The following is a 24,895-nucleotide window of genomic DNA, read 5'->3' on the forward strand; positions in this document are numbered from 1 at the left end:
GTTCAAGCGGTGGCGGATGCTTGCGTGGTCCACAAGCGGTTGTCATGCTGGATGGGCGAGAAAGCGTCCCACTCCCGCAGCTTTTGAAGGTAGCGATCGCGGTACGAAGCCTCATCGACGAAGTCGAGATTTTCCGACACAAGCTCGCTGCCGATCTCGTAGTAGACATCGAGATTGCGAAGATCGGGGACAGGTGTTTCGCCCCGTTCGGCTTCGCCCTGCATCTGCCAATAAAGGTCTTCGAGCCTTCGCGCGGTGGCGGGAATATCGCGCAGAACACTCTTTTCCCGTTCCGCGCCCAGCTTCTTCCTGACGGCCTTCAAGCTCGCCGGCTTCTTTGCGAAGGCGATGGCCTTGGCAACGTAATCCTCGGGGTCAGTGCAGATAAGCTCGGAACATCCCGTCGCGGCGACGACGCTGCTGCAGAAGCGCGCCGGGAAAGACTTGCCGGGGAATGTCAGAACCGGAAGACCGACGGTCAACGCATCCGCTGCGGTCGAGTGAGCACCATAAGGGAACGTATCGAGGAAGAGATCTGCCACCGCGATGCGGGCGAGGTGCATCGCGTTCGGGGCTTTCGGCGCGAAGAGCAGACGCTCCGGCGCAATCCCGGCGGCCTCTGCCAGATCGCGCAGGCGCTGATCGGTCTTATCGCTACCGGTCAAAAGCCACAGGATGCTGCCCGGCGTTTCATTCAAAATGCGCATCCACTGCGCGAATGTGGATGGTGTGATCTTCTGCATGCCGTTGAAGCAGGCGAAGACAAACGTGTCTTCCGGCAAGCCCGCTTCCTGGCGAGACGGGCGCTCGGCAATAACGCGCTTTCGGTCGAGCGGCTGATTGCAGGCAATCCGCAACACCTTTTCCGAATAGTAGATCTCGCTTTCCTCAGGCACGATCACCTCGTCGGCGATCATGTACTGGTGGAAAGGTGTCGCCATGGAGCCCGGGTAGCCACAGAAATTGACGATGACGGGCGCGGGGCGATAGGCGAAAATCTTGGTACGGGCGTGCTTGGTGTAACCATTCACGTCGATCAGAATATCGATCTCGTCGCTTGCGATCTGCCGCGCGGCTGCTTCGTCGGAGAGCGCGGCGACATCTCGCCAGCAATCCACGACCGCCTTCATCCGCGTTTGTGTCGGATCGTTGGCAACGGCTTCTCCGCAGTAATACGCGTAGATTTCGACGCGTGCCTTGTCATGCAGTTCCAGCACTTCCCTCAGCGCAAAGCCAACGGCGTGATCGCGCAGGTCTGACGACACGTAACCAACACGCAGCCTCTGGCCGGTGCCCGTTTTCTGCCGGACGGTGGCGCGGGGGACGTTTCGGATATCCGGTCTCCCAATGAGCGTCTTGCCGTATTGATGGGCGTTGGCCAGCTGAAAGATCGGATCGTCGGCATAGCAGCCAAGCGTGAGCGGCGGCATGGCGTCGATCATCTGGCGCTGGGTGACGTGATTGGAGGGCACCAGGATCGGCCATTTGCATTGGCGCTGGCGCAAAGCGCTCCAATGCTGTCCGGATTCCAGCTTGTGCGGGCGAAGCTCCATGGCCTGCCAAAGGGCTGCCTCCGCCTCCTCCATCAGTCCGGCATTTTCCATGACACGACCGATATGCTGGAGCGCCAGATGACGATAGAGCAGCTGATCCGGCGTCGTTTCAGATGTTTTCTCTGCAAAGCCCTGCCACTGCTGAATGGCAAGCGTCGCCATTCCGGCATCCTCATAGGCCAGGCCGAGATTGATGTGGGCGGGGCCGAACATCGGATCATGCTTCAACGCCGCCTGCATGGCAGTCACGGCACCGGCAAGATCGTTCATCTGCCGCAACAGAACGGAGAAGTTGAAGCAGACCATGTGCTGGCCGGGATGGGGATCGTTGAAGGCGAGCCAGCTCTTGTAGAGCTCTGCCGCCTCCTGGCGTTTGCCTTGCGCCGTCAACGTTTCTGCGAATTTCAGCAGGTCCACCAGCGAAAGACGCTGGGTTTTTGCAAGCTCCAACAAAGTGGGGAGGAGCGAATTCTGGGCCGTGCCGCCAATCGATGCATTCATTGCATTCAGAACCTTCAAGCCGGCCGCCCCGCCGGAGGCGGAATCATGGCCGTGATAGACTGACAACCGATTATACAATGAAGCTTGTGCGGCGCTTTACGCAACGAGAGGGGGATGCGGTCCAATCCATCAACCGGCCATGGCGCTTACAACTCATCGAAGCTGTCGTTCAACATCTCGATCTTGCGCAAGCGTTTGCGACCGGATGGGCCGGCTTTTTCGAGGCAACGCGTAATCAGCAAATGGCAAAGCGCCATGATAGCCGTGTGGTTGAACAGCGGACCCGGCGCGAGCGTCTGGCATCGGAAATGCCAAGTGGCGCCGCTATGACCGGGTGCCCCCTCATCGGTGACGTAAATGAGCTTGGCTTCCGACGCCTTGACATGGTCAAGGATGGTATCGATCTGGGCAACGCGACGTCGCATGGCAAAAACAACGACGATATCGGCGTCCTGCAGACTGGCGAAATGTTCCCCCAGTGTCTGGCCGGGGCCAGGGATGGCGACGATGTTTTCAATGACCTGCGTCAGTTGCCATTGAAAATAGGCTGCGAATGGCTGGCTGCTGCGAAACCCTATCACCCAGACTTTCCGTGCCTGAAGCAGACAATCGGCAGCGCTTTCTATCTGCCTGTCCGAGATGGCAAAGAATGTCGCCTCGATATTCGCAATATCCTGTGCGGCATGGGCTTTGACGGACTGCATTGTTTCGCTCTCGTCGGAGCGTTCCAGAAAGAGGCGCGAGCCGGTCTGTTTCTCCGCGCGCGCATGGCGCCGCGCCTCCTCGTAGCTGTCATAACCCAGCCGCTGGATGAAGCGCGTGACGGTCGCCTTCGACACATGGGCCAAAGCGGCAAGTTCCTGGGCGGAATAGCTCGCGAGCTCGCCCGGAAAATCGCAGACGAATTCGCCGACGCGTTTTTCCGCTGGATGAAGGTCCGGAAGGGCCTGCCTCACTCGAAACAGAAACGATTTTTCCTTTACCACAGCGCGCTCCGGCAAACGGTAGATGGGCGACTTTCTGCCGCCCGAATGACGCTTGCAACAAAAAACAGCGCGTCGATGAAAGGACAGGCAGCCTCAACCATGGACGGTCGAGGCCTGGCCTTCTTAAAGCGCTCGGACCATCCACTCCACGGCCGACCTGATCGGCGCGATAACCGGAGCGGGAAACATGCCCTGCAACTGTTCCGCTGCCTGCCCGAGAGGCCCTCCGCCAATAATCACAGCCTCAGCCCCGTCCTCTTCGAAACATTGACGCGTCGCGATCGCCAGCGCTGCAAGCAGTGCATCGGGTGCGGAGGCGAGTTGTTGCGGATCGCCTGTCGTCAGCCGCGTTCCGGTAAAAAGAGATGCGACGCCAAGAGCTTTCGCCTTGGCAACGAAACTCCCCACGAGGTCTGGCGTGACGGTGGCGATGCCGAAGCGCCGTCCGCCCGCAGACGCCTCCATCATGCTTGCCTGACATATGCCGATACAGGGGATGCCGGACGTCTCGGCAAGCCGCTCCAGCCCAGGATCGCCGAATGCACAGATGATGAGGCCGTCGCTGCGTTCGGCAAGGTCCATTCCCATGAAAACGACGCCCTCTTCGGCAGCGGCAAGGGCTTTTTCATCGAGGATCATCGGCACGCCTTGTTTTGCCGTCAGGCCTTCAATGGCAAAGCCCTGCGGCAGGTAGAGGCGCGCAATATCCGTCATCATCGCAGTCGTTGCCTGCGATGTGTTGGGATTGATCAATCCTATGCGTTTCATGACTTTCAAGGTGCCGCCAAGGCACTCCCGCCCCCTATGTTCCTGTATTTTCTCGACGAGCGCCCAGCATTCCGAGGCCTTCAGTGCGCGAGAATACAGGCGACCTGTGAATCGGCAGACAGCCGCGTGAGCGCAGGAACATCCGCACGACACTCTTCACGCGCCAGCTCGCAACGGGGCGCGAAGGCGCAGCCCGGCGGCATGGCTGCAAGATCCGGCGGTGCGCCGGGAATGGTGATCAGCCGGTCGCGGCCCTCGGCCAGTTCCACACGCGCGCCCAGCAGGCCCTTGGTATAGGGATGGCGCGGGTTGCCGATGAGATCGCCGACACGTCCTTCCTCGACGATGCGTCCGGCATACATCACAGCGATCCGGTCTGCGACTTCCGCCGCAACGCCAATATCATGCGTCACGAAGATGACCGACAGGCCATATTCCTTCTGCAATTCGCGGATCAGCAGCAAGATCTGGATTTGTACCGTTGCATCGAGCGCCGTGGTCGGCTCATCTGCCAGCAGCACCTTCGGATTGCAGGCAAGCGCCATGGCAATCATCGCACGCTGTAGCATGCCGCCCGACATTTCATGCGGATAATTGCCAAGGCGCCGCTCCGGTGAGGGAATGCGAACTTTCTGGAACAGTGCAAGGGCGCGTTGAGCGGCGACGGTGCGCGAGACGTTTTCGTGGCGCATGATGGTCTCTTCGATCTGGCTACCGACCGTATAGACCGGGTCCAGCGCCAGACGCGGTTCCTGGAACACCATGGACACCACGGCTCCCCTGAGATCGGACAAAGCGCGGCTGGAAAGCCCCATAATGTCGCGCCCGTCGACCGACATGGCGCCCTCAACAAGCGTTCCCTTGGGATGAAGGCGCAAGAGCGAGCGCATCGTCACGCTTTTGCCCGAGCCGGATTCCCCCAGAAGGACTACCACCTCGCCCGGCTTGACGACAAAGTTGACGCCGTTGACGGCCTTGACGGATTTGCCGCCGCGCCGAAACGTAACCGACAGGTTGCGCATATTGATCATATCGTCGTTCTGCATCGTCATGCCTCCGTCAGTGCTGGCGCACGGCTGTGGCCGGAACCGGGCTTTGCCATCAGGCAGGCGGCTGCCTGGCTGGGAGACATCTCGGTGAGCGGCGGCAGCACCCGTTGACAGACATCCTCGGCAAAGCTGCAGCGGGTGTGGAAGCGACAGCCGGAGGGCGGATCGATGGGGTTGGGCGGGTCACCTGTCAGTGGCGGCGCTTCGGTGCGTTCTGCGGGATCGATTTTCGGCATGGAGGCCAGAAGTGCTGCCGAATAGGGATGACCGGTATTGCCGTAGATGGCATCGCGACTCCCGATCTCCGCCACCTTGCCGAGATACATGACCATGACCCGGTCGCACATGAAGCGAACGACGTTGAGATCGTGGGAGATGAATAGATAGGTCAGGCCGAAATCGCGTTTGAGGTCGAGCAACAGGTTTAGCACCTGCGCCTCCACCGATTTGTCGAGAGCCGAGACCGCTTCATCCAGAATAACGAGGCGTGGCTTGAGCGCCAGAGCCCGGGCGATGTTGACACGCTGGCGCTGACCGCCGGAAAGCTCATGTGGATAGCGACCGGCAAAACGCGATGGCTCGAGGCCGACGCGGTGCAACAGATCATGTGCCGTTGCAATCGCCTTTGCCGCTGGCGTGCCGTGGACCTGCGGTGCGAAGGCAATGGATTCCTCGATCGTCAGTCGCGGATTGAGCGAGGCGTAGCTGTCCTGAAATACCATCTGCACCTGACGGCGATAGGCAGAAAGCGGCAAGACGCCGCCAACCGTTTCGCCATCGAAGAGGATTTCGCCCTGGTCGGGTGCGATCAGTTGCATGAGAAGCCGCGCCGTCGTCGATTTGCCGCAACCGCTTTCACCGACAACGCCGAGTGTCTCTCCTTTCATGATATCGAAATCGACGCCATCGACGGCGCGCACGACTTTTTTCGGTTTCAGGAAGCCGCTTCCTTTGACGGGAAAGTGTTTCAGAAGCCCGCGGGCGGAAATCAGTGGCTGGACCGGTCCACCCCTTTCCCCGATAGGCAGTTCAAGGCTTGGTGCTCCAACGACTTTCATCATGACTTCACGTCCATGGCTGTGCGCAGCCCATCTGAGAACAGGTTGAAGCAGATCGAGGTGATGAAGATCATCACGCCGGGCAAGGCTGCAACGAAGGGGTTTGTGTAGATGGCGGTGCGCAGCGTGTTCAGCATCAGCCCCCATTCGGCATCCGGCGGACGCACGCCGAGCCCGAGGAAGGAGAGACCTGACGCAAGGATCATCGATACGGAAATCAAGCTTGTGGCGAAGACGAAGATCGGTCCGAGCACGTTGCCGAGAATATGGACCCTGACGATGGTAAAGGCGGGAGCCCCGGAGGCGCGGGCGGCATCCACGTAATCGAGCTTGCGGACCTGGGTGGTGACGCTCTCTGCTACACGAGCGATTTGCGGGATGAAGACGACCGTGAGGGAAACGAGCGCATTTGTGAGGCCAGAGCCAAGCGCGCCGGACAGTGCCACGGCCAGCAGCACCGACGGGAACGCGTAGAACACGTCAACGGTGCGCATGATCAGCGTGTTGGTCAAACCGCCCGCGTAACCGGCGATGATGCCGATTGCCGAACCGATGACGAAGGCGATGGGAACAGGGATGACGCCCATGAGGAGCGACAGACGCGCGCCATAGATCAGGCGTGAAAGCATGTCACGTCCAAGCTCGTCGGTGCCGAGGATATAGCCGGGTGTTCCGATCGGTTTCAGCCTGCGGATGACGCTGCCCTTCGCCGGATCGTAGGGCGCCAGATAAGGCGCGAAAATGGCCATTAGGATGAGAAGAACGAGGATCCCAAGCGCCACCATGGCAACGGGATCACGACGCAGCCGCGTCAGAACGCCGCTCCAGAAGCCGGGAGACTTGGCGATTTTCTCGACGGGAATTGCGGATGCTTCAGCTATTGCGGCCATTGTCAGCTCCTCTGGATGCGCGGATCGATGGCGCTTTGCAACACGTCGACAATGAGGTTGAGAACGACGAAGAACATGGCGAGCACGAGGATGGTGCCCTGCAGGATGGGCAGGTCACGGGTGAAGATCGCGCCGTTGAGCAGGAAACCGGTACCCGGCCATGAAAAGACCGTTTCGATCAGGATAGAACCGCCGAGAAGATAACCCAGTTGCAGACCCATGACGGAGAGAGCGGTCGGGGCGGCATTGCGCACCACATGGCGCAGGATACGCCCGCTCATCAGGCCCTTGGCAGCCAGCGCCAGCGTGAAGTCCTGCGCATATATATCTGCCACCAGCGAGCGGATGGTGCGGGCGATGATGCCCATGGGAATGACGGACATGGTGACGGCCGGCAGCACGAGATATTGAATATAATCCCAGCTGAAGCTGCGGCCCGCAGAGCCGCCTGGTCCTCCACCCATTGCCGGAAGCCATCCGAGTGTCACGGAAAAGGTGATGACCAGCACCATGCCGAGCCAGTAATGCGGGACGCTGACGCCAAGCATCGAGATGCCGGAAGCGATGCGGTCCACCCATCCGCCGCGAAACACACCGGCGAGAAAGCCAAGTGTCGCGCCGCCGACAAATCCAATAACCGCTGCAGACACGGCGAGAATGATCGAATTGATGGATGCATCGATGATCTCGCCGAGAACAGGCCGTCCGGTAGCGATCGAGGTGCCAAGATCGCCATGCAGCGCATGCCACATCCAAATTGCGTACTGTACAGCCAGAGGACGGTCCAGACCGTAGAAAGCGCGCATTTGCGTCTGCATCTCAGCCGAAGCATCCGAGGGAAGAATGGCGGCCAGCGGATCTCCCGGAGCGATATGGATGAGCATGAAACAAACCATGCTCACGCCAATTGCCACCGGGATGACGTGCAGCAGTCGCTTGAGCGCGTAGAGAAGCATGAAACCCTCTTGATGTTTGTGGCAAGGATCGGAAACGGCAGGCCGGGCGAGAACCCGGCCCGCTATCGCTTGGGATCAGCGATCAGGGATCGACGGTGACCGGCGAGAAGTCCTGGAACCAGTTCTGTGCCTGCACGAAGCCCTTCACCTTTTTCGACATGGCGCGGGGGTTGACGTCATGCGTGACCATCAGGAACAGCGCTTCATTGACGTATTTTTCGTGGATTTTTCTCAGAACCTTGTCCTGCTCCGCCGCATCGAAGGTGTTGCGCACTTCAGCAAACAGCGCATCCATTTCGGGATCGCAGTAATAACCCCAGTTGGTGCCATTCGGCGGAGCAAGATTGCACTGCGATTGACGGATCAGTGCCGTGAAGGGATCCTGAATGAAGTAGCTGTAGTTGACGGCAGTGGCGCCCTTCGCGCTCGGATCCTTGGCGCCGGCGCGCCAGATGTTGATGACCGTATTCCAGTCCGCAACCTCGTATTCGACATTGATGCCGATTTCTGCCAGCGTCTGCTGGATGTATTCGTTCATCGCCAGAGGCAGCATCTGGCCCGATCCGGATGAGGAGATGACGACCTTGGTGTTGATCGGCTTGTCTGGACCGTAGCCGGCCTCGGCCATCAACTTCTTGGCCTCCTCGATATTGTATTCCAGCTTGAATGTCGGATTGCCGAACCACTGGTGGCCGGGGGGCAGGTATCCTTGTGCCGGGACGGAAAGACCGCCGAGCAACTCGTTGATCCCTTCGCGGTCAACGGCAAGATTGGCGGCCTTGCGAACGCGCACATCGTTCCAGGGTGAACCTTCGACGCGCGACAGGTGCCAGGTCCAGTTGTGTGGGTAGGAATTGGTGACGATGTCGAAACCCGCATCCTTGAGCGATTTGACGGAATCAGGCGCAGGCGCCTCGATCCAGTCGACCTGACCGGAGCGCAGCGCGGCCACACGGGTATTGGGTTCGGGAAGAGGCACCAGAACCAGCTTGTCCAGCTTCGGCACGCGCGCCTTGTCCCAGTAGTCCTTGTTCGGCGTCAGTTCGGCGCGCTCACGCGGCGTGAACCCGTTTTCCAGCTTCCAAGGTCCCGTACCGGACGGCTTCTGAGCCACGGCATCCCAGCTTTTGCCCTGTGCCTCCCAGTTCGCGGGCGAGGACATGAGGATCCAGCTCAGCTGATAGGGGAGCGTCGCGTCGGGCGTTTTGGTCACGATTTCGACCGTCAGCGGATCGATGACCTTGTAGGAAGCCACGGCTGGAATACGCGATTTTCCCTGCGCCGACTGGCGCTTGTCGAATTGCGGTGAATCCGGCACGAGGATCTTGTCGAGGTTCCAGACCACAGACGCCGCATCGAAAGCACTTCCATCGTGAAACTTCACGCCGTCGCGCAGTTTGAATGTCCACTTGGTCTTGTCGACGGGATCCACGGACCAGGATGTCGCGAGGGAGGGAATGAGGGTCGAGGGTTTGTCGGCACTCGAAAGGTCCCACTCGATCAGAGCGTTGTAGAGCGTATAACCCATGAAGCGCTGACCCTCGCCGCCCTGATCGGTCTGGCCGGTGGTCAGGGGTATATCGGAGGCCGTCATGCCAATGCGGAGCGTACCTTCGGCCAAGGTTTCGCTTGCCGTGATGGCCAGAAACGCCAATGCAGCAGAGCCCATCAACCGGGCGCGGCGCAATTTCTCGATGATGCCCGCAGCTGCCGGTGTTTTTCTGAAATCGTGTGTCATGCGTTCCCTCTCGTTCGATAGGCTGAGTATGTCTCAGTCGGGATACGCAATGCAGGTTTCGTGCCAGATGATATGAAACCACAGTTTCATATCTTTTTCAGTGAGTTACGCTTTCGCACAGTATCGCGAGTGCTCTCCTTGCCGAGAAACCTGCTGTAATCGCATGCGGTGAAAGGCGTCAGTGCCTAAAAATGGCTTGTTAGACGAAGGAGCGCATATGTCTGCTAAAGAGGCGGGTTTACGGGCTCACGGTCGTGGAAGCTAGCTCCGGCAAAGCGGCGTAGAATGCATCGTGCAGTATGCGCGGCGGCTTGTACCAGTGACGGGTTAAGAGCGAGGGAAGACACTCTGCGCTTACACGACAGCATCCCCCCGAAATCGGAATCGATTGTCGGAAAAGCACGATGGTTGAAAGAATGAGAAGTGTCGTTAATGCGTCCAGAAGGACGCAACGCCCGCTCTAAAACAGATCGAAGTCGCCGGATGCCTTGTCGATCGGCTGGGAGTGCCCATGGCGCAGACCAGCGCCAAGTGCCTTCTGCATTTCGGCGAGCTTGACGAGGCTGAGAGCCGTCGTCACGTCCACGGCCCATTCCACAGGGATGGAGCCAGTGATGGTGTCGATGAACTCGGCAAGTCCGCGGGCCTTCTGGACCGCAAGATCGATACCCTGCAAGAGTTTCAACCCGTCATCGGTGACTGCACCATTGGTGGCCTCCAGAAGCTGGGGCTCGATGCGTTCGATCAGATAGGCGACATCATGCAGTTCTGAGACGACCCGCATGAGGATCGTGGGCAAAGCCTCTTCAAACATTTCAGGTCCAGCACGCTCAGCGATATGCATAGGCAACTCCGTTGTCAAAAAAATTCGATATCGCTTGCCGCCGGCTTTGCAGCCGGAACCGGACGGGTTTCCAGCGCGACGGTCTTCTGGGTTTCGGCACCGCTCAATGGGTGCTGGCGCGCCCTGCCCGACACCGGCCAGAACTCCACCTTTCGGCCATGCTCTCCGCCCGTGGAGCTGCCGACCACCCGAATGCCTTCATCCTTCAAGAACTGCATCGCGAAGATTGCGTTCTGCTCCCCCACATTGGAGAAGCTGGCAATGGTCTTTGCGCCACCAAAGACCTTTGCCTCCAAACGATCACGGCGCGCGCCCTGCTTGAGCAAGCCGTTGATCAGAAGTTCCATGAGATGCACCCCATACCGGGTCGCATCTCCACCCCCCATACCCCCTGTACCCGGCAGCAGAAAGTGATTCATACCGCCGACGCCCGCAACAGGGTCTCTGAGACACGCAGCCACGCACGAGCCGAGGATGGTCGACAAGACCACGTCGGGATCATTGGCGATCTTATACTCGCCCTGAATTATGTGTACGCGCTTGGCTGCGGTTTCGATCATTTCAGCGATCCAAATACGGCTTCAATAGCCGCCCTCATCTTGTCGATAGAAAACGGCTTGGCCAGCACGTTGTTGGCGCCGAGTTGGGCTGCTTTCTGCACCAGAGCGCGGTCTCCCTGCGCGGTCAGAATGATGAAGGCGGCCTTCTTCGTCGACGGGTTCGTGCGAACCGCCTGAAGGAAGCCGAGGCCATCCATCTTCGGCATGTTGAAGTCGGAGATCACCAGATGGTGGGGCTGTTGCTCCATGATCTTCATGCCCTGCTCACCGTCGCCGGCGGCAGTGATTTGCTTGAAGCCAAGCTGCGTGAGCGCATCACTCAGCAACAGGCGGCTGGTGACCTGATCGTCAACGATCAACACTTTTATCTTTTCTGCGAGAGACATTTAATCAGAACCTTCTTTTCGGGCGGCAGTTAGTTTCAGAATTTCTTCGCCGATGGCGTTCAGCGGAAGTTGATGTTCGACCGCGCCAAGCTCGTAAGCCACACGCGGCATTCCATAGACCACACAGGTTTTCTCGTTCTGTCCGACAGTGCGGGCACCGGCATGGCGCATCTTCAAGAGACCTGCTGCGCCGTCACGTCCCATCCCGGTCAGAATGGCGCCGACGGCGTTGCGACCGGCAAGCTCGGCCACTGAATCGAACAGAACGTCTACCGATGGCCGATGACCATTAACAGGCTCGCGTTCGATCAGCCTGCAGCATGGCGCGGCATGATTAACAACCTGCAAATGCCGGTCGCCACCAGGTGCGAGATAGACCTTGCCGGTCTGAAGCCGCGCGCCATCCGTCGCCTCTTCCACCACGGGCGCGCAGAGCCGGTTCAGGCGCTCGGCAAAGCTCTTGGTGAAGGTTGGCGGCATATGCTGGGTGATCACCGTCGGCGGGCAATTGATCGGAAACTTCTGCAGGACGGCGATCAGCGCTTCCACGCCACCGGTAGACGACCCAATAGCAACGATCTTGCGACCGACGCTGTAATTGGTGACCGCAACCGGCTGCGGCGCGGCTGGTCGTTCGGTCACGGCGCTGCGATAGGTGCGATGCTGCGAGCGGGCCGCCGCCTTCACCTTCTCTGCCAGATCGGGAAAGGGCTGCGCGTCGCCCGGCACCGGCTTGCCAACGCAATCGAAGGCACCGATTTCGAGCGCGGCGAGGGAGGCATCCGCGCCGCGATGGGTCAGCGTCGAAACCATGATGACCGGCATGGGGCGCAGGCGCATGATCTTGTCTAGAAACTCAAGCCCGTTCATCTCGGGCATCTCGATATCCAGCGTCACGACGTCCGGATTGAGTTCCTTGATCGCGGCGCGCGCTTCCATGGCGTTGCCAGCCTGACCGATGACCTCGACATCCGGGTCGGATTGGAGGACGGCGGAGATCAGGCCACGCATGGTGGGAGAGTCATCGACGACGAGAACGCGGGCGGGCATGCTCATGCTCTCCTCCCGGCGGACTTGCCGATGTATTTGTAGGTGGTGATGCCGGTATTGTCGAACTGCTCCTTGGCTTCGCCGGAGACGCGTTCGGAATGACCGATATAGAGGTGACCGCCCAGCGGCAGCAGGCCGGCAAAGCGCGACCAAATCTTCACCTGCGTCGGCTCGTCGAAATAGATCACGACGTTGCGGCAGAAGATCACGTCGAAGCCGCCCTTGAACGGCCACTGCGCCATCAGGTTCAGCTCGTTGAAGGTGATCAGACGCTTGACCTTGTCGCTGATCTGGTGCTTGCGGCGTCCGCCGGCATCCACTTCCTGGAACCATTGCTTGCGCATGGCGGGCGATACCGTTTCGAGAGCGCCGTCGTCGTAAAGACCGGCCCTCGCCTGAGCGAGAATCTTCGGGTCGATATCGGTTGCCAGGATCTTGAAGTCGTAATCGGTAGCGTTCGGGAAGAGACCGAGCACGGTCAGTGCGATCGAATAGGGCTCCTGGCCATCGGAACAGGCTGCGGACCAGATGCGAACGCGTCCGCCGCTCTTTGCCCGTGCAATGAGGCCCGGTAGAACCTCGTCGCGCAGGTGATCGAAATGGTGGTTCTCGCGGAAGAAGCGGGTGAAGTTGGTGGTGAGATGCGACAGCATTTCCCGGCGAGCGGCAGCACCCTGCTCCGAGGAGACCAGGGCGCAATATTCCTTGAAGCCGGAAAGGCCGAGATTGCGGATGTGCTTGGACAGGCGCGAATAGACGAGCGAGGCCTTGGTATCGTTGAGATAGATACCGGCATCCGCGTAGATCATTGCGGCGATATCCGCCAGGTCGCGACGCGTCAGCGGGTATTCGCCGCTGACGAGCACTTCATCCTGGGATCCACGCTGTTCGTTGAACTTAAGCGCTGTCATTCATCACCAACTTTTCAGCCTGTTGCCGCGAGCGACATTTCTTGTTTCAGGGACTGGCCGCGCGAGGCGCCGACCACGGCATCCACGTCAAGGATCAGCGCTACGCGGCCATCACCAAGGATGGTTGCGGCAGCGATGCCCGGAACATGGGTGTAGTTGGCTTCAAGGGACTTGATGACCACCTGACGCTGTCCCTGGATGGCATCGACCATCAGGGCGCGCTGGCCGCCGCCTTCGGATTCCACGAGAAGCGCCACGCCATCGACCGGGTTGGCCTGTGTGGCACGGAAGTTGAGAATGCGACCGACATCCACCAGCGGGCAGAAGGAGTTGCGGATCGAGATCAGCCGCTGATTGGAGCCGAAGGAATGAATATTCTGCGCTTCCGGCTGCAGAGTCTCGACGATTGCCGTCAACGGCACCACAAGCGTCTGGCCGGCAACCGTGACCACCATGCCGTCGAGAACGGCCAGCGTCAGCGGCAGGCTCATGGTGAAGGTCGAGCCGAGGCCAGGGCGGGACGAAATGCTGATGCGGCCACCGAGTGCCTGGATCGAGCGCTTGACCACGTCCATGCCGACGCCGCGACCGGAGATGTCCGAAATCTTGTCAGCGGTGGAGAAGCCCGGTGCGAAGATCAGGTTGTCGATTTCCTCATCCGTCAGATTGGCATCTGCCGAGATCAGATCATTGTCGATCGCCTTCTGGCGGACGCGCTCGCGGTTGATGCCGGCGCCATCGTCCTGCAGTTCGATCAGGATGCGGCCCGAACGATGCTTGGCCGTCAGCTTGACGGTACCTTCCGGGTTCTTGCCGGCGGCTTCGCGCTTTTCGGGTGTTTCAATGCCGTGGTCGACGGCATTGCGGATCATGTGGGTCAGAGGCTCGGCCAGCTTGTCGATGACCGTCTTATCCACTTCGGTGTTTTCACCTTCGGTGATGAGGCGGATCTGCTTGCCGATCATGTCGGCAACTTCGCGAACGATACGCGACATGCGCTGGAAGACCGGCTTCACCGGCTGCGCGCGGATGGCCATGACGCTATCCTGGATTTCACGCGTCAGTTGCTGAAGCTCTTCCAGACCCATGTTGACGGCAGATGTGCCCGTCGTATCGTTTTCGATGACGCTCTGCGACAGCATCGCCTGGTTGATGACGAGCTCGCCCACCAGGTTGATGAGGCGGTCGACGCGGTCGAGATCGACGCGGATCGTCTGACCGGCGCTCGCGTTGTTAGCGGCATTGGCAGCGTTTGCCGCAGCGGCAGGCGACGCTGCCTCGCGCTTTTCGACGGCAGCAGCCACGGCCTGGGTGACTTCCGTTGCAGCCGATGCGGTGGCGACAGCCTTTGCAACGACCGGCTCGTCCATGGAGGCCGGCTGAACCGCTGGCTCATGCACATCGTCTTCCAGTGCGGAAAGATCGAAGGGCACCGGAATCATCGGCAGTTCTTCATCGGCCGACGTTTCGTCTTCGGCCATCACGATGTCGAGTTCGCAATCCCACTCGGCAAATTCGAAGACGGAGCGGATGCCCTCTTCGCCCTTGTCGGTCTTGATCGCGATCTTCCAGAAGAAGTAGGCGCCTTCCGGGTTCATCTCGTCAAGCGACGGCAGCGTGCTCATATCGCAATTGACGCTCATCTCACCGATGCGGGCGAGATCGCGCAGCAACAGTGCCGATTCGTTGCCCTTGGAGTAAAGGGCTGCCGACGGCTTGAAGGTGATATTGAAGGTGGGCGCTTCCATGAGCGGAATGGCCGCGTCCTCGAAATCGCCAAAGGAGAAGGCGATCGGCTGGAAGCCGCTGTCATCTGTCGGCGCTGGCGCCGGTGTCGGCGGGGGCACGACGGCTGCCTTGGCTGCCGGCTTGGGAGCTGCAGGTTCTGCTGCGGACGGCGTGATCGTCTCACCGTTGGCCAGAGCCTCCAGTTCCTTGACGAGACCGCGCGTGCGGCTTTCATCGACGCTGCCGCCATCACGCGAAGCATTCGTCAAATCGGCGAGAACATCCGCCGATTTCAGCATCACTTTCAGGACATCCTGATTAGGATCGAGCTTGTTGGATCGAACGCAATCGAGCGTGGTTTCGAAGACGTGCGCGAAAGCCACCAGTTCATCGAGACCGAACGCACCGGCTCCACCCTTGATGGAATGAACGGCACGAAAGACGGCATTTACGGTTTCCGGGTCGCGGTCGCCGTCATTCAGTTTAAGAAGTCCCGATTCCAGTTCGGCGAGTTGTTCCTCGCACTCCTGGAAGAAGATTTCTTTGATTTCGTTCATATCCATCGTGAATGATCCCGTATCAGGCAGTTACACGTTCAATGGCATCGATCAGTTTTACGGGGTCGAACGGCTTGACGATCCAACCGGTCGCGCCAGCCTGGCGGGCACGGTTCTTCTTTTCGGCGTCGCTTTCGGTGGTCAGAACGAGGATTGGAACGGCACGATACTTCTCGTTGCGACGAACGCCCTCGATGAAACCGAAACCATCAAGACGCGGCATGTTGATATCCGTGACGATGACGTCGGGATTGCAACCTTCCAGAACTTCCAGACCTTCGACGCCGTCTTCGGCCTGAATGGTTTCGAAACCGGCATTGTTGAGCGTGACCAGCAACATGTTGCGGATCGTGCGGGAGTCGTCGACTGTGAGAACTTTTTTCTTCATTCCTATATCTCCTTCGGGAGCATATGACCGATATCAACGCCGATCAGTTTAAGGGTTTTATCAAAGGCTTCAGAAGCCTTTGAAAATGTGAATTGCTTGCCATCGGCCTCCCAGGCCTTGATGCCAGCCATCAATATCTGGACGCATTGTGCGCCGACACGCTCGACCTCGGAGGCATCGACCGTAACCGGCTTGCCTCTGAGTTCTTTCAATTTTCCGTGCAAGACGGATGCTTGATTGAGGTCCAGCACAGGTGATAATTTCAGTGTCGAATGCGCTGCTGTCCTGCCTGCCATCAAATGACTCCTTGGCGTTTGTATTGTTGCTGCGCATGGCCGTAATCCATGCGCTCGGGACGCATGACGGTCGCATTGGCTCTTCTCGGCTCCGGCGCGATCGCCTCTTCGGCATAAGCCTGGCGGGCGATGCGGAACTCGCGCACCGTACGGCCGAGTTCGAGAATGACGGTGTGAAGATCGTCGGCCTCATTCGCCGATGAGGACAGGCGTTCGGCGGCACGATGCGCGTCCGTGCCGATGGCCTCCAGTTCGACGGAGACGTGATTGAGATGACCGGAATGCTCACCCGTGCGGCGGGCGACATCGCCGATCATGTCGCTGATGCCAGAGACCTGGCGCACGACACCTTCGATGGCTTCCTGGGTGCGATGGACCATGCGCACGCCTTCATCGACTTGCGTCTTAGTGCCGTTGACCAGGTTCTTGATCTCCCGTGCGGCTTCGGCGGAGCGTTGTGCCAGCGCCCGGACTTCCTGCGCAACGACGGCGAAGCCGCGTCCGCTTTCCCCCGCACGTGCGGCTTCGATGCCGGCATTCAGCGCCAGGAGATTGGTCTGGAAGGCGATTTCGTCGATGGAGCCGATGATGCGGCCGATCTGTTCTGCCGATTGCTCGATATCGGACATGGCGCTGATCGCTTCGCCGACCGCCATGCCGCTTTCGGTGGCGGCATTGCGTGCCTGCGACACTGCGGATTCGGCCGCCGAAATACGGTCACTGCTATCACGGACATCGTGGATGACCGCGCCAAGGCGCTGTGAGGCATCGCCGAGGCGACGGGCCTGTTCCGTCGATCCCGTGGCAAGACCCGAATTTTCGCGCGACATGCGCTCGGCGACGGTTTGCGTCTTGTGAACGCTTTCTTGTGTGGCGGCCATCGAATGACCAATCCGCGTCATGGCAGAATTGAACGCTTCGGCAATCTCGCGGTAGGCTTCCGGCAGTTCGCCGGCGATGCGGGCCGTCAGATCGCCGGCGGCAAAGGCATTGAGCGCATCGCCAAAGAGCGTTACGACCTCTGCCTGATCGCTCTCGCGCTGACGGGCAAGCTCTTGTGTGTGGCGAATGCGCAGTTCGTTGAAGCGCAGGGAGACGGCAATTTCCGTATCGACCATCACCAGCCGAACGACGGATTTGACCGCCTCGGCCAATTCCTGATGGCGCTTGCGCGCACCCGGGAGCAGTGAGCGAGGCGGATGTTGCGCAATCAGGCCTGCGAGGAGATTTTCCAGCACGACAGCACGACCAGCCACACTCCAGCGCGGATCGAGGCCCATGCGGCTTTCGGTGTCGGACAGAACCTTGACGCGTTCTGCATAGAGCGCATCGAAACGCGCATCGGTCAGCACCGACCAGTGCGCCGTCTGCATGTCGTGCAGACGTTCGATCTGATGATCGCTCTCAAAGGATGGCGAACAGTCCGGCATGGACTGGAATCGCACCATCAGGTCGCGAAGTCCTGCCTTCAGATGAGGCTCGAGCATGGTGCGGTAACGGCGCAGCAGATCGCACTGGTCCTGATCAAGACCAGCAAAACGCAACCGGCCAGCCAGGCTGCCGCCCGTTGCCCTTCGCGAGTGATCTGTTGGCAGGTCCTGCCCCAAGTGACGTCCCCAATGTTTTACCGGCCAGACCGGCGGATGACGGTTAAGAGAACGCCAGTATCCTTGAGGGATGTCACGACATGGGCATCCGTAAAGGACGCCTCACAAGCGTTAGCTGAGCCTTCTGCAACCAAACGGAATACCGGATCGACCCGGTACGGCAGCGCGGCATCATGCCTGGAAGGAGAGTCGCTCTCCATTTCGCCGTGAAATACGACTAATCTTTATGGTTAATTCCTTGCCTGAAAGTTAAGAATCTTCATTTCAGGGCATGATTATTAAAATTTGTCATTGATTTGCATTAGAGCGTGCCCTGTAGCAAGTCCCGCCTCCGGCGTTTTGGATATCTTGCCGGTTTTTCATCTTTTTCGGCCTGGCGCGCTGGACAAGCGTTGCGCCATTACCCTAAGATAATCAATATGATATTTGCTTCACGATGGCGCTGTAAAGCGTGCCGCTTACGAATGTCGGGCGGTTTGCGATGACATCGCACGTTGAAACAAGATGCAGGAGCATATCTGAAAGATCGCGACACGGTTTAGCTGAGGCGCACATACGTAGGAGGTGACGATTTTGCCATGGATGGGACGACATCGCGGTCTTCCGCACCATCCTGTCAGGTTGATCAACCTTCTCGTTGCCGGCATGCTGGTTTTCTTCGGCACACCCGCCTTGGCAAATTCAAGTCCCGCTCTCAAGCCGCAACGACTGGAACGATCCTGCCTCTCCAGCGAAGAGCGGGCTTTCTCAACTCTGGAACGCTCTTTCGATCAGCCCGGCCTCAATCCTTGCCGCTACGCCCACACACTGCCCGTTCACGATTTTGTTGACGCATTTTTATCCGCTCCAGGGGTGGTAACGGCATACATCAGAGCCCAGATTGGGTTCGACCCGGCGCGATCGATTTCGCATCGGGTTCAGCCCGTCCGCGTGGCTTCGCCGCGTGGACCTCCCCTAAAAGACTTCTCCTAGTCCGCCGGACTGCCGTTTCTTTGTTGGAAGGATTGGCATCTCTGGTGGAAACAACCGCGGAATATTTTAACGCCAGAGAAAATTGCCATCCTTTATGAGACTTGACGTTATCCTTCCCATTTTGATCGCTCTTCCCTTTATTGGCAGCCTTTGCACTGCCATGATGCCGCGCAATGGCGCAGCCCGGGGGCCGGCAGCCGTCGCGGGCGGCATTGCGCTTTTCGGTCTCATCTCGACGATTTTCCTCTACACCAGCGTCACCAACGGCCAGGTGCTCAAATATCACGTGGAATGGCTGCCGCAGCTTGGTCTGAACTTCACGCTCCGACTGGATGGCTTTGCGTGGATGTTCATGGTGCTGATTACCGGCATCGGTTTTCTCGTGGTGCTCTATGCCCGCTATTACATGTCGGCAGACGATCCGATCCCGCGCTTCTTCGCCTTTCTCCTGGCCTTCATGGGGTCGATGCTCGGCATCGTGCTGTCGGGCAATGTCATTCTGCTTTCGATCTTCTGGGAGATGACCAGCATTTTCTCCTTCCTGCTGATCGGCTACTGGCACAACAATGCCGCGGCCCGAGACGGTGCGCGCATGGCCTTGACCGTGACAGGCATCGGGGGCTTTTGCCTTCTCGCTGGCCTCCTGGTCTTGGGACACATCGCCGGAAGCTACGATCTCGATGCCATCATTGCCGAGGCGTCCAATGTCAAAACCCACCCGCTTTACCTCACGGCCCTCGTCCTGATCCTGATCGGCGCATTGACCAAGAGCGCGCAGTTCCCCTTCCATTTCTGGCTGCCCAATGCGATGGCGGCGCCAACGCCGGTTTCGGCCTATCTGCTTTCCGCTACCATGGTGAAAGCAGGCGTCTTCCTGCTGGCCAGATTCTGGCCGGTTCTTGCGGGCACGCAGGAGTGGTTCCTGCTCGTCGGCTTTGCCGGCATGACGACCCTTCTGCTCGGCGCCTATTTCGCCATGTTCCAGCAGGACCTGAAGGGGCTTCTGGCCTATTCCACCATCAGCCATCTCGGTCTGATCACCACGCTGCTCAGCCTCGGAAGTCCGCTGGCAGCCGTGGCGGCGATCTTCCATATGGCAAACCACGCCACCTTCAAGGCATCGCTTTTCATGGCGGCCGGTATCATCGACCATGAGACCGGCACACGCGATATGCGCCGATTGAGCGGGCTTTATCGCTATCTGCCGGCGACTGCGACCCTTGCCATGGCCGCAAGTGCTGCCATGGCAGGCGTGCCGCTCTTCAACGGCTTTCTCTCCAAGGAAATGTTCTTCGCCGAGGCGATCGAGACCCATGCGGATTCGTTCCTCGACAAGGCGCTTCCCTACGTGGCAACCCTTTCCGGTGCCTTTGCGGTGGCCTATTCGCTGCGCTTCATCCATACGGTGTTCTTCGGGCCTCCGCCGCATGACCTTCCAAACCCGAAACCGCACGAGCCGCCGCGCTGGATGCGCTTTCCGATCGAGTTTCTCGTGCTCGCCTGCCTGATCGTCGGTATCGTGCCGAGCCTTTCGGTCGGCCCCTTCCTGCACACTGCCGTGGTATCGGTTCTTGGTCCAGAAACGCCCTATTACAGCCTGGCGATCTGGCATGGTTTCAACCTGCCGCTCACCATGAGTATCGTTGCGCTGATCGGCGGTGTCGCGATCTATGCGCTTCTTGGAGATTACTTCTCCAAATGCGATGACGGTCCTCCGATCTTCAGGCACTTGAAAGGCCAGCGCATCTTCGAGCGCATCATCGTCACCGTCTCGTGGAAATGGGCGCGCTGGCTGGAAAGCACGCTTGGCACTAGGCGGTTACAGCCACAGTTGCGCATCCTGATCTTCGTCGCGCTCGTCGCCGGTTTCTCGCCATTGGTTTCATCGCAGTTCTCGCTCACCCTTCCGAGAGTTACCTCCTTCGATCCGATCTTTGCGGTTCTTTGGGGCATCGGCATGATTGCGGCCATGGGTGCTGCCTGGCAGGCAAAGTATCATCGGCTGGCCGCGCTGGTCATGCTCGGTGTTTCCGGTCTCGTCACCTGCCTGACCTTCGTATGGTTGTCCGCGCCCGATCTCGCCATCACGCAACTGCTCGTCGAGATCGTCACGCTGGTGCTGATCCTCCTTGGCCTGCGCTGGCTGCCGAAGCGCGTGGTGAAGGTCGATAACAACAACGAACTGCCCGCGCAGCTTCGTCGTGGCCGCGACTTCCTGCTGGCCGTCTTCTGCGGCATCGGCATGACGGTGATTGCCTATGCGGTGATGACGCTGCCTGTGCCCAACACCATTGCCAACTACTTCCTTGAGCGGGCCTATAGTGAAGGCGGCGGCACCAATGTCGTCAACGTCATCCTCGTCGATTTCCGCGGCTTTGATACGATGGGCGAGATCGCGGTTCTGGCGATTGTCGGTCTGACCGTCTTTGCCCTGCTGCGTCGTTTCCGTCCGGCGCAGGACAGTGTCGGCCTGCCTGAGCAGCAGTTGATCCAGAACGCCTTCGATGCCGAAAGCCCCGAGCGCAGCAAGGGCGATACGGTGCGCGACTATCTGCTGGTGCCCTCGGTCATCATGCAGTGGATGTTCCCGGTCGTCATCACCTTCTCGATCTTCCTCTTCATGCGCGGTCATGACCTTCCAGGCGGTGGATTTGCCGCAGGCATCACCATGGCGATTGCCTTCCTTATGCAATATCTGGCAGGCGGTACCCGCTGGGCGGAAGATCGTATCCGCATCCTGCCGTTGCGCTGGATGGGCTTCGGTCTGTTGATGGCAGCCTCTACCGGAATGGGCTCGTGGTATTTCGGCTATCCGTTCCTGACCTCGTATTTCCAATATACGGAGATACCCTACATCGCGAAGATGCCGACAGCGTCTGCCCTGCTCTTCGATCTTGGGGTCTTCTCGCTCGTGGTCGGCTCCACGGTTCTGATTTTGATAGCACTGGCGCACCAATCACTGCGTAACTACAAGGTACGCACACCCGACGCCGCCAAAGCGGAGGATGTGTAATGGAACTCATTCTAGCCATCGGCATCGGTGTGATGACGGGATCGGGCGTCTGGCTCATCCTGCGTCCACGAACCTATCAGGTCATTGTCGGCCTTTCGCTGCTGTCCTACGCCGTCAACCTCTTCATCTTCGGCGTGGGCGGCATCAAGACTAACGCGCCACCGGTTTTGCTGGACGGCGTTTCCGTCTCGCAGCTTGCCGACCCTGTGCCCCAGGCGCTGGTTTTGACGGCCATCGTCATCGGCTTTGCCACCACCGCCCTCTTCCTCGTCGTGCTCCTCGCCGCGCGCGGTCTGACGGGTACCGACCATGTGGACGGGAGGGAGAGCAAGTGAACTCATTCCCATCCCACATCGTGATCGCACCCATTCTGGTGCCGTTGATCACCGGCGCGATCCTGCTCTTCATCGACGAGCGCAAGCGCAAGACGAAGGCGGCGATCAGCTTCATTTCCACGCTGGTGCTGCTTGCGGTCTCCATTGGCCTCTTCATCGAAGTCAATTCGACGGTAAACACCGAAATCGCCGCAATCATCTCCACAGGCGTCTATCTTCTCGGCAACTGGCCTGCCCCGTTCGGCATCGTGCTGGTGGCGGATCGTCTCTCAGGGTTGATGGTGCTTCTGGTGTCGCTGCTGGCGATCCCTTCGCTCGTCTATTCGCTGGCGAAATGGCACAAGTCGGGTGCCCATTTTCATTCGCTCTTCCATCTGATGCTGATGGGCGTGAATGGCGCGTTTCTGACCGGCGACCTTTTCAACCTCTTCGTCTTCTTCGAAGTCATGCTTGCGGCATCCTACGGTCTGCTGCTGCATGGCTCCGGTCAGTTGAGAGTAAAGGCCGGTCTGCATTACGTCGCGATCAACCTCGTTGCTGCACTGTTCTTCCTGATCGGTGTCAGCCTGATCTATGGCGTGACCGGCACACTCAATATGGGTGACCTGGCACAGCGCATTGCGGGCCTCAATCCGGACCAACGCATGCTGCTGCAAACGGGTGCGGCCGTGCTCGGTATCGCCTTCCTCGTCAAGGCCGGCATGTGGCCGTTGAATTTCTGGCTGCCTGCCGCCTATGGCGCAGCCTCTGCTCCTGTCGGCGGCATTTTCGCGATCATGAGCAAGGTCGGCATCTATGTCATTGCACGGCTTTCCTTCCTCCTCTTCGGCCAGACGGCGGGGGATTCTGCCGGTTTCGGCCATGATGCACTGCTGATCGGCGGTATTGCCACCATCGTCTTCGGCACGATCGGCGTTCTGGCCTCCCAGGCGCTCGGACGTCTTGCCGGCTTTTCGGTGCTCGTCTCTTCGGGAACGCTGCTTGCCGCGATGGGCACGGGCAATCCGATGGTGGCGGCAGGTGCGCTCTACTATCTCGTCAGCTCCACGCTGACCATCAGCGCTTTCTTCATGCTGATCGAACTGGTGGAACGCGGCCAGGATGCCGGGGCGAACGTTCTTGCCGTGACCATGGAAGCCTATGGCGATGGTGAGGAGGAAGAGGAGCAAGAGGAGGTCGGGGTGACGATGCCCGGCACGATGGCGGTGCTTGGCACCTGCTTTGCCGCCTGCGGCATTCTGCTTGCCGGATTACCGCCACTTTCGGGCTTCATCGCCAAATTCTCAATGCTCTCCGCCATTCTCAATCCGCAAGGAATGGGCGCTGACACCGAAATCTCGACCCTCTCCTGGTGGCTTGTGTTCCTCATCGTTTTCTCCGGCCTTGCGGGTCTGATCTCGATGACGCGTGCCGGCATTCGCACCTTCTGGAGCTCTCTCGAAGGCACGGTTCCGCGCGTCTTCGTCATCGAAATCGCGCCCATCATGCTGCTGATCGGTCTGACACTTGCGATGACCGTGCAGGCTGGGCCGATCATGCGATACATGCAGGAGACCGCACGCATTCTCGACCTGCCGGAAAGCTACATTCAAGGCGTGATGACAGCGCCGCGAGCCGGCAATCCTGGGGAGGCAGCGCAATGATCCGTCGCGTTCTTCCCTACCCGCTGTTGACGTTGTCGCTGATCATCTTCTGGATGACGATCAACAGCTTTTCGCCTGGGCATCTCGTGCTCGGAACAGCGGTGGCGCTCATCGCCTCCTGGTCGATGGCCTCACTTCGACCGGCAAAGCCTCGGATCCGCAGTTGGAGCGCGGTGGTGAAGCTGACCTTCATCGTGCTTTACGACATCATCCGTTCGAACATCGCAGTCGCGACGCTCATCCTGTTCGGGCGCAAGAGAAGCAGCAAGTCCGGCTTCCTCACCATCCCGCTCGACATTCGCGATCCGCTTGGACTTGCAGTTCTGTCCATCATTCTGACAGCCACGCCGGGCAGTGCATGGCTGGAATACAATTCCTCCCAGGGCACATTGCTGATCCATGTGCTGGACAATGTCAGCGAGACCACCTGGATCAACCTCATCAAGAACCGATATGAAAAAATGCTGATGGAGATATTCGAATGAGTTCGATTATCCTTTTCTGGTCATTCTCTTTGGCCCAAATCTTCCTGGCAATTGCCATGTCGATATCCGTCTATCGCATCGCGATCGGCCCCCGCGCGCAGGATCGCGTGCTCGGCGTCGATACGCTTTATGTCAGCTCCATGCTGCTTTTGATGACCTTCGGCTTGCGCACCGGCAACGATATCTACTTCGAGGCCGCACTACTGATGTCGATCCTGGGCTTCGTCTCGACGGTGGCCCTTTCCAAATTCCTGATGCGTGGTGAGGTGATCGAATGATCAATGCTGGCGAATTTCCGCTCTGGGCGGCCATTCTCGTTGCTTTCTTCGTCCTGCTCGGCTCGTCGCTGACGCTGATCGGCACGATCGGCTTTGCCAAGCTGCAGAGCTTCTATGAAAGACTGCACGCGCCGACACTCGGCACAAGCTGGGGCACGGGCGGCATCGCCATGGCCTCCATCATCTACTTCTCGGTGTCCGGCGGCCGCTTCGTCTTCCACGAAATCTTCATCGGCATTTTCATGACCATCACGACGCCGGTCTCGTTGATGCTTCTCGGCCGTGCGGCACTTTATCGCGACCGCGCCGAACAGAACCCGAGCAAGCCGGACAGGCTGTAACA

Annotated in this window: 23 protein-coding genes; 6 read left to right on the forward strand and 17 right to left on the reverse strand. The window is 59.2% G+C overall.

From position 1 onward, the window contains the following. Positions 1 to 2: 2 nt before the first annotated feature. The 17 genes from PVA19_RS01090 to PVA19_RS01170 form a co-directional block, all read right to left on the reverse strand. Complete coding sequence (locus PVA19_RS01090; RefSeq protein WP_274101077.1) at positions 3 to 2,054, reverse strand: O-linked N-acetylglucosamine transferase, SPINDLY family protein; 2,052 nt, start codon at positions 2,052 to 2,054, stop codon at positions 3 to 5. A 146-nt stretch (positions 2,055 to 2,200) separates the two neighbouring features. Continuing rightward, on the reverse strand, positions 2,201 to 3,040 hold the full coding sequence (locus PVA19_RS01095; protein WP_274100901.1) for a MurR/RpiR family transcriptional regulator: 840 nt from the start codon (positions 3,038 to 3,040) through the stop codon (positions 2,201 to 2,203). Between the two features lie 123 nt (positions 3,041 to 3,163). After that, entirely contained in the window at positions 3,164 to 3,808 is a 645-nt protein-coding gene (locus PVA19_RS01100; protein ID WP_113226540.1) for an aspartate/glutamate racemase family protein, read from the reverse strand. 80 nt (positions 3,809 to 3,888) lie between these two features. Next, positions 3,889 to 4,854 (reverse strand): ABC transporter ATP-binding protein, encoded by a 966-nt coding sequence (locus PVA19_RS01105; RefSeq protein WP_274100902.1) that lies wholly within the window; start codon positions 4,852 to 4,854, stop codon positions 3,889 to 3,891. Positions 4,855 to 4,856: 2 nt separating this feature from the next. Next, positions 4,857 to 5,918, reverse strand: a complete 1,062-nt coding sequence (locus PVA19_RS01110; protein ID WP_274100903.1) for an ABC transporter ATP-binding protein — start codon at positions 5,916 to 5,918, stop codon at positions 4,857 to 4,859. Next, entirely contained in the window at positions 5,915 to 6,805 is an 891-nt protein-coding gene (locus PVA19_RS01115; RefSeq protein WP_274100904.1) for an ABC transporter permease, read from the reverse strand. Before PVA19_RS01115 ends, PVA19_RS01110 begins: the two co-directional genes overlap by 4 nt. 2 nt (positions 6,806 to 6,807) lie before the next feature. Beyond that, positions 6,808 to 7,761 (reverse strand): ABC transporter permease, encoded by a 954-nt coding sequence (locus PVA19_RS01120; RefSeq protein ID WP_062425095.1) that lies wholly within the window; start codon positions 7,759 to 7,761, stop codon positions 6,808 to 6,810. An 82-nt stretch (positions 7,762 to 7,843) separates the two neighbouring features. Then, a complete protein-coding gene (locus PVA19_RS01125; protein ID WP_274101078.1) occupies positions 7,844 to 9,430 on the reverse strand; it encodes an ABC transporter substrate-binding protein in 1,587 nt (528 codons plus the stop codon). 529 nt (positions 9,431 to 9,959) lie between these two features. Next, positions 9,960 to 10,343: a chemotaxis protein CheT gene (cheT, locus tag PVA19_RS01130; protein ID WP_062425093.1), complete on the reverse strand. Its 384-nt coding sequence runs from the start codon at positions 10,341 to 10,343 to the stop codon at positions 9,960 to 9,962. A 14-nt stretch (positions 10,344 to 10,357) separates the two neighbouring features. Next, the gene (gene cheD, locus PVA19_RS01135) at positions 10,358 to 10,903 is read right to left on the reverse strand and encodes a chemoreceptor glutamine deamidase CheD (RefSeq protein WP_062425092.1); all 546 of its coding nucleotides are present in this window, start codon (positions 10,901 to 10,903) and stop codon (positions 10,358 to 10,360) included. Next, positions 10,900 to 11,289, reverse strand: coding sequence for a chemotaxis response regulator CheY2 (cheY2, locus tag PVA19_RS01140; RefSeq protein ID WP_062425091.1), 390 nt, complete (start codon positions 11,287 to 11,289; stop codon positions 10,900 to 10,902). The genes cheD and cheY2 overlap by 4 nt, the downstream gene beginning before the upstream one ends. After that, positions 11,290 to 12,345 (reverse strand): protein-glutamate O-methylesterase CheB, encoded by a 1,056-nt coding sequence (gene cheB / locus PVA19_RS01145; RefSeq protein ID WP_062425090.1) that lies wholly within the window; start codon positions 12,343 to 12,345, stop codon positions 11,290 to 11,292. After that, a complete protein-coding gene (gene cheR, locus PVA19_RS01150; RefSeq protein WP_274100905.1) occupies positions 12,342 to 13,250 on the reverse strand; it encodes a protein-glutamate O-methyltransferase CheR in 909 nt (302 codons plus the stop codon). The genes cheB and cheR overlap by 4 nt, the downstream gene beginning before the upstream one ends. A 14-nt stretch (positions 13,251 to 13,264) precedes the next feature. After that, positions 13,265 to 15,541 (reverse strand): chemotaxis protein CheA, encoded by a 2,277-nt coding sequence (locus tag PVA19_RS01155; protein ID WP_274100906.1) that lies wholly within the window; start codon positions 15,539 to 15,541, stop codon positions 13,265 to 13,267. A gap of 16 nt (positions 15,542 to 15,557) precedes the next feature. Next, positions 15,558 to 15,923, reverse strand: a complete 366-nt coding sequence (cheY1, locus tag PVA19_RS01160; protein ID WP_062425087.1) for a chemotaxis response regulator CheY1 — start codon at positions 15,921 to 15,923, stop codon at positions 15,558 to 15,560. Between the two features lie 2 nt (positions 15,924 to 15,925). Next, positions 15,926 to 16,219, reverse strand: coding sequence for an STAS domain-containing protein (locus PVA19_RS01165; protein WP_062425086.1), 294 nt, complete (start codon positions 16,217 to 16,219; stop codon positions 15,926 to 15,928). Further along, complete coding sequence (locus PVA19_RS01170) at positions 16,219 to 17,826, reverse strand: globin-coupled sensor protein (RefSeq protein ID WP_274100907.1); 1,608 nt, start codon at positions 17,824 to 17,826, stop codon at positions 16,219 to 16,221. Before PVA19_RS01170 ends, PVA19_RS01165 begins: the two co-directional genes overlap by 1 nt. Positions 17,827 to 18,892: 1,066 nt before the next feature. Here PVA19_RS01170 and PVA19_RS01175 point away from each other — a divergent pair. Genes PVA19_RS01175 through mnhG form a run of 6 tightly spaced genes read left to right on the forward strand, consistent with a single transcriptional unit; the run spans position 18,893 to position 24,893 of the window. Next, positions 18,893 to 21,811: a monovalent cation/H+ antiporter subunit A gene (locus tag PVA19_RS01175; RefSeq protein ID WP_274100908.1), complete on the forward strand. Its 2,919-nt coding sequence runs from the start codon at positions 18,893 to 18,895 to the stop codon at positions 21,809 to 21,811. After that, complete coding sequence (locus PVA19_RS01180) at positions 21,811 to 22,146, forward strand: Na+/H+ antiporter subunit C (RefSeq protein ID WP_062425083.1); 336 nt, start codon at positions 21,811 to 21,813, stop codon at positions 22,144 to 22,146. The genes PVA19_RS01175 and PVA19_RS01180 overlap by 1 nt, the downstream gene beginning before the upstream one ends. Continuing rightward, positions 22,143 to 23,789 (forward strand): monovalent cation/H+ antiporter subunit D, encoded by a 1,647-nt coding sequence (locus PVA19_RS01185; protein ID WP_274100909.1) that lies wholly within the window; start codon positions 22,143 to 22,145, stop codon positions 23,787 to 23,789. The genes PVA19_RS01180 and PVA19_RS01185 overlap by 4 nt, the downstream gene beginning before the upstream one ends. Further along, positions 23,786 to 24,274, forward strand: a complete 489-nt coding sequence (locus tag PVA19_RS01190; RefSeq protein WP_062425081.1) for a Na+/H+ antiporter subunit E — start codon at positions 23,786 to 23,788, stop codon at positions 24,272 to 24,274. The genes PVA19_RS01185 and PVA19_RS01190 overlap by 4 nt, the downstream gene beginning before the upstream one ends. Continuing rightward, the gene (locus tag PVA19_RS01195) at positions 24,271 to 24,552 is read left to right on the forward strand and encodes a K+/H+ antiporter subunit F (RefSeq protein WP_062425080.1); all 282 of its coding nucleotides are present in this window, start codon (positions 24,271 to 24,273) and stop codon (positions 24,550 to 24,552) included. Before PVA19_RS01190 ends, PVA19_RS01195 begins: the two co-directional genes overlap by 4 nt. Next, on the forward strand, positions 24,549 to 24,893 hold the full coding sequence (gene mnhG, locus PVA19_RS01200) for a monovalent cation/H(+) antiporter subunit G (protein ID WP_062425079.1): 345 nt from the start codon (positions 24,549 to 24,551) through the stop codon (positions 24,891 to 24,893). The genes PVA19_RS01195 and mnhG overlap by 4 nt, the downstream gene beginning before the upstream one ends. The last annotated feature ends 2 nt before the right edge of the window (positions 24,894 to 24,895 follow it).

This window comes from Agrobacterium sp. CNPSo 3708 (assembly GCF_028674915.1).
Classification (GTDB): domain Bacteria; phylum Pseudomonadota; class Alphaproteobacteria; order Rhizobiales; family Rhizobiaceae; genus Agrobacterium; species Agrobacterium cavarae.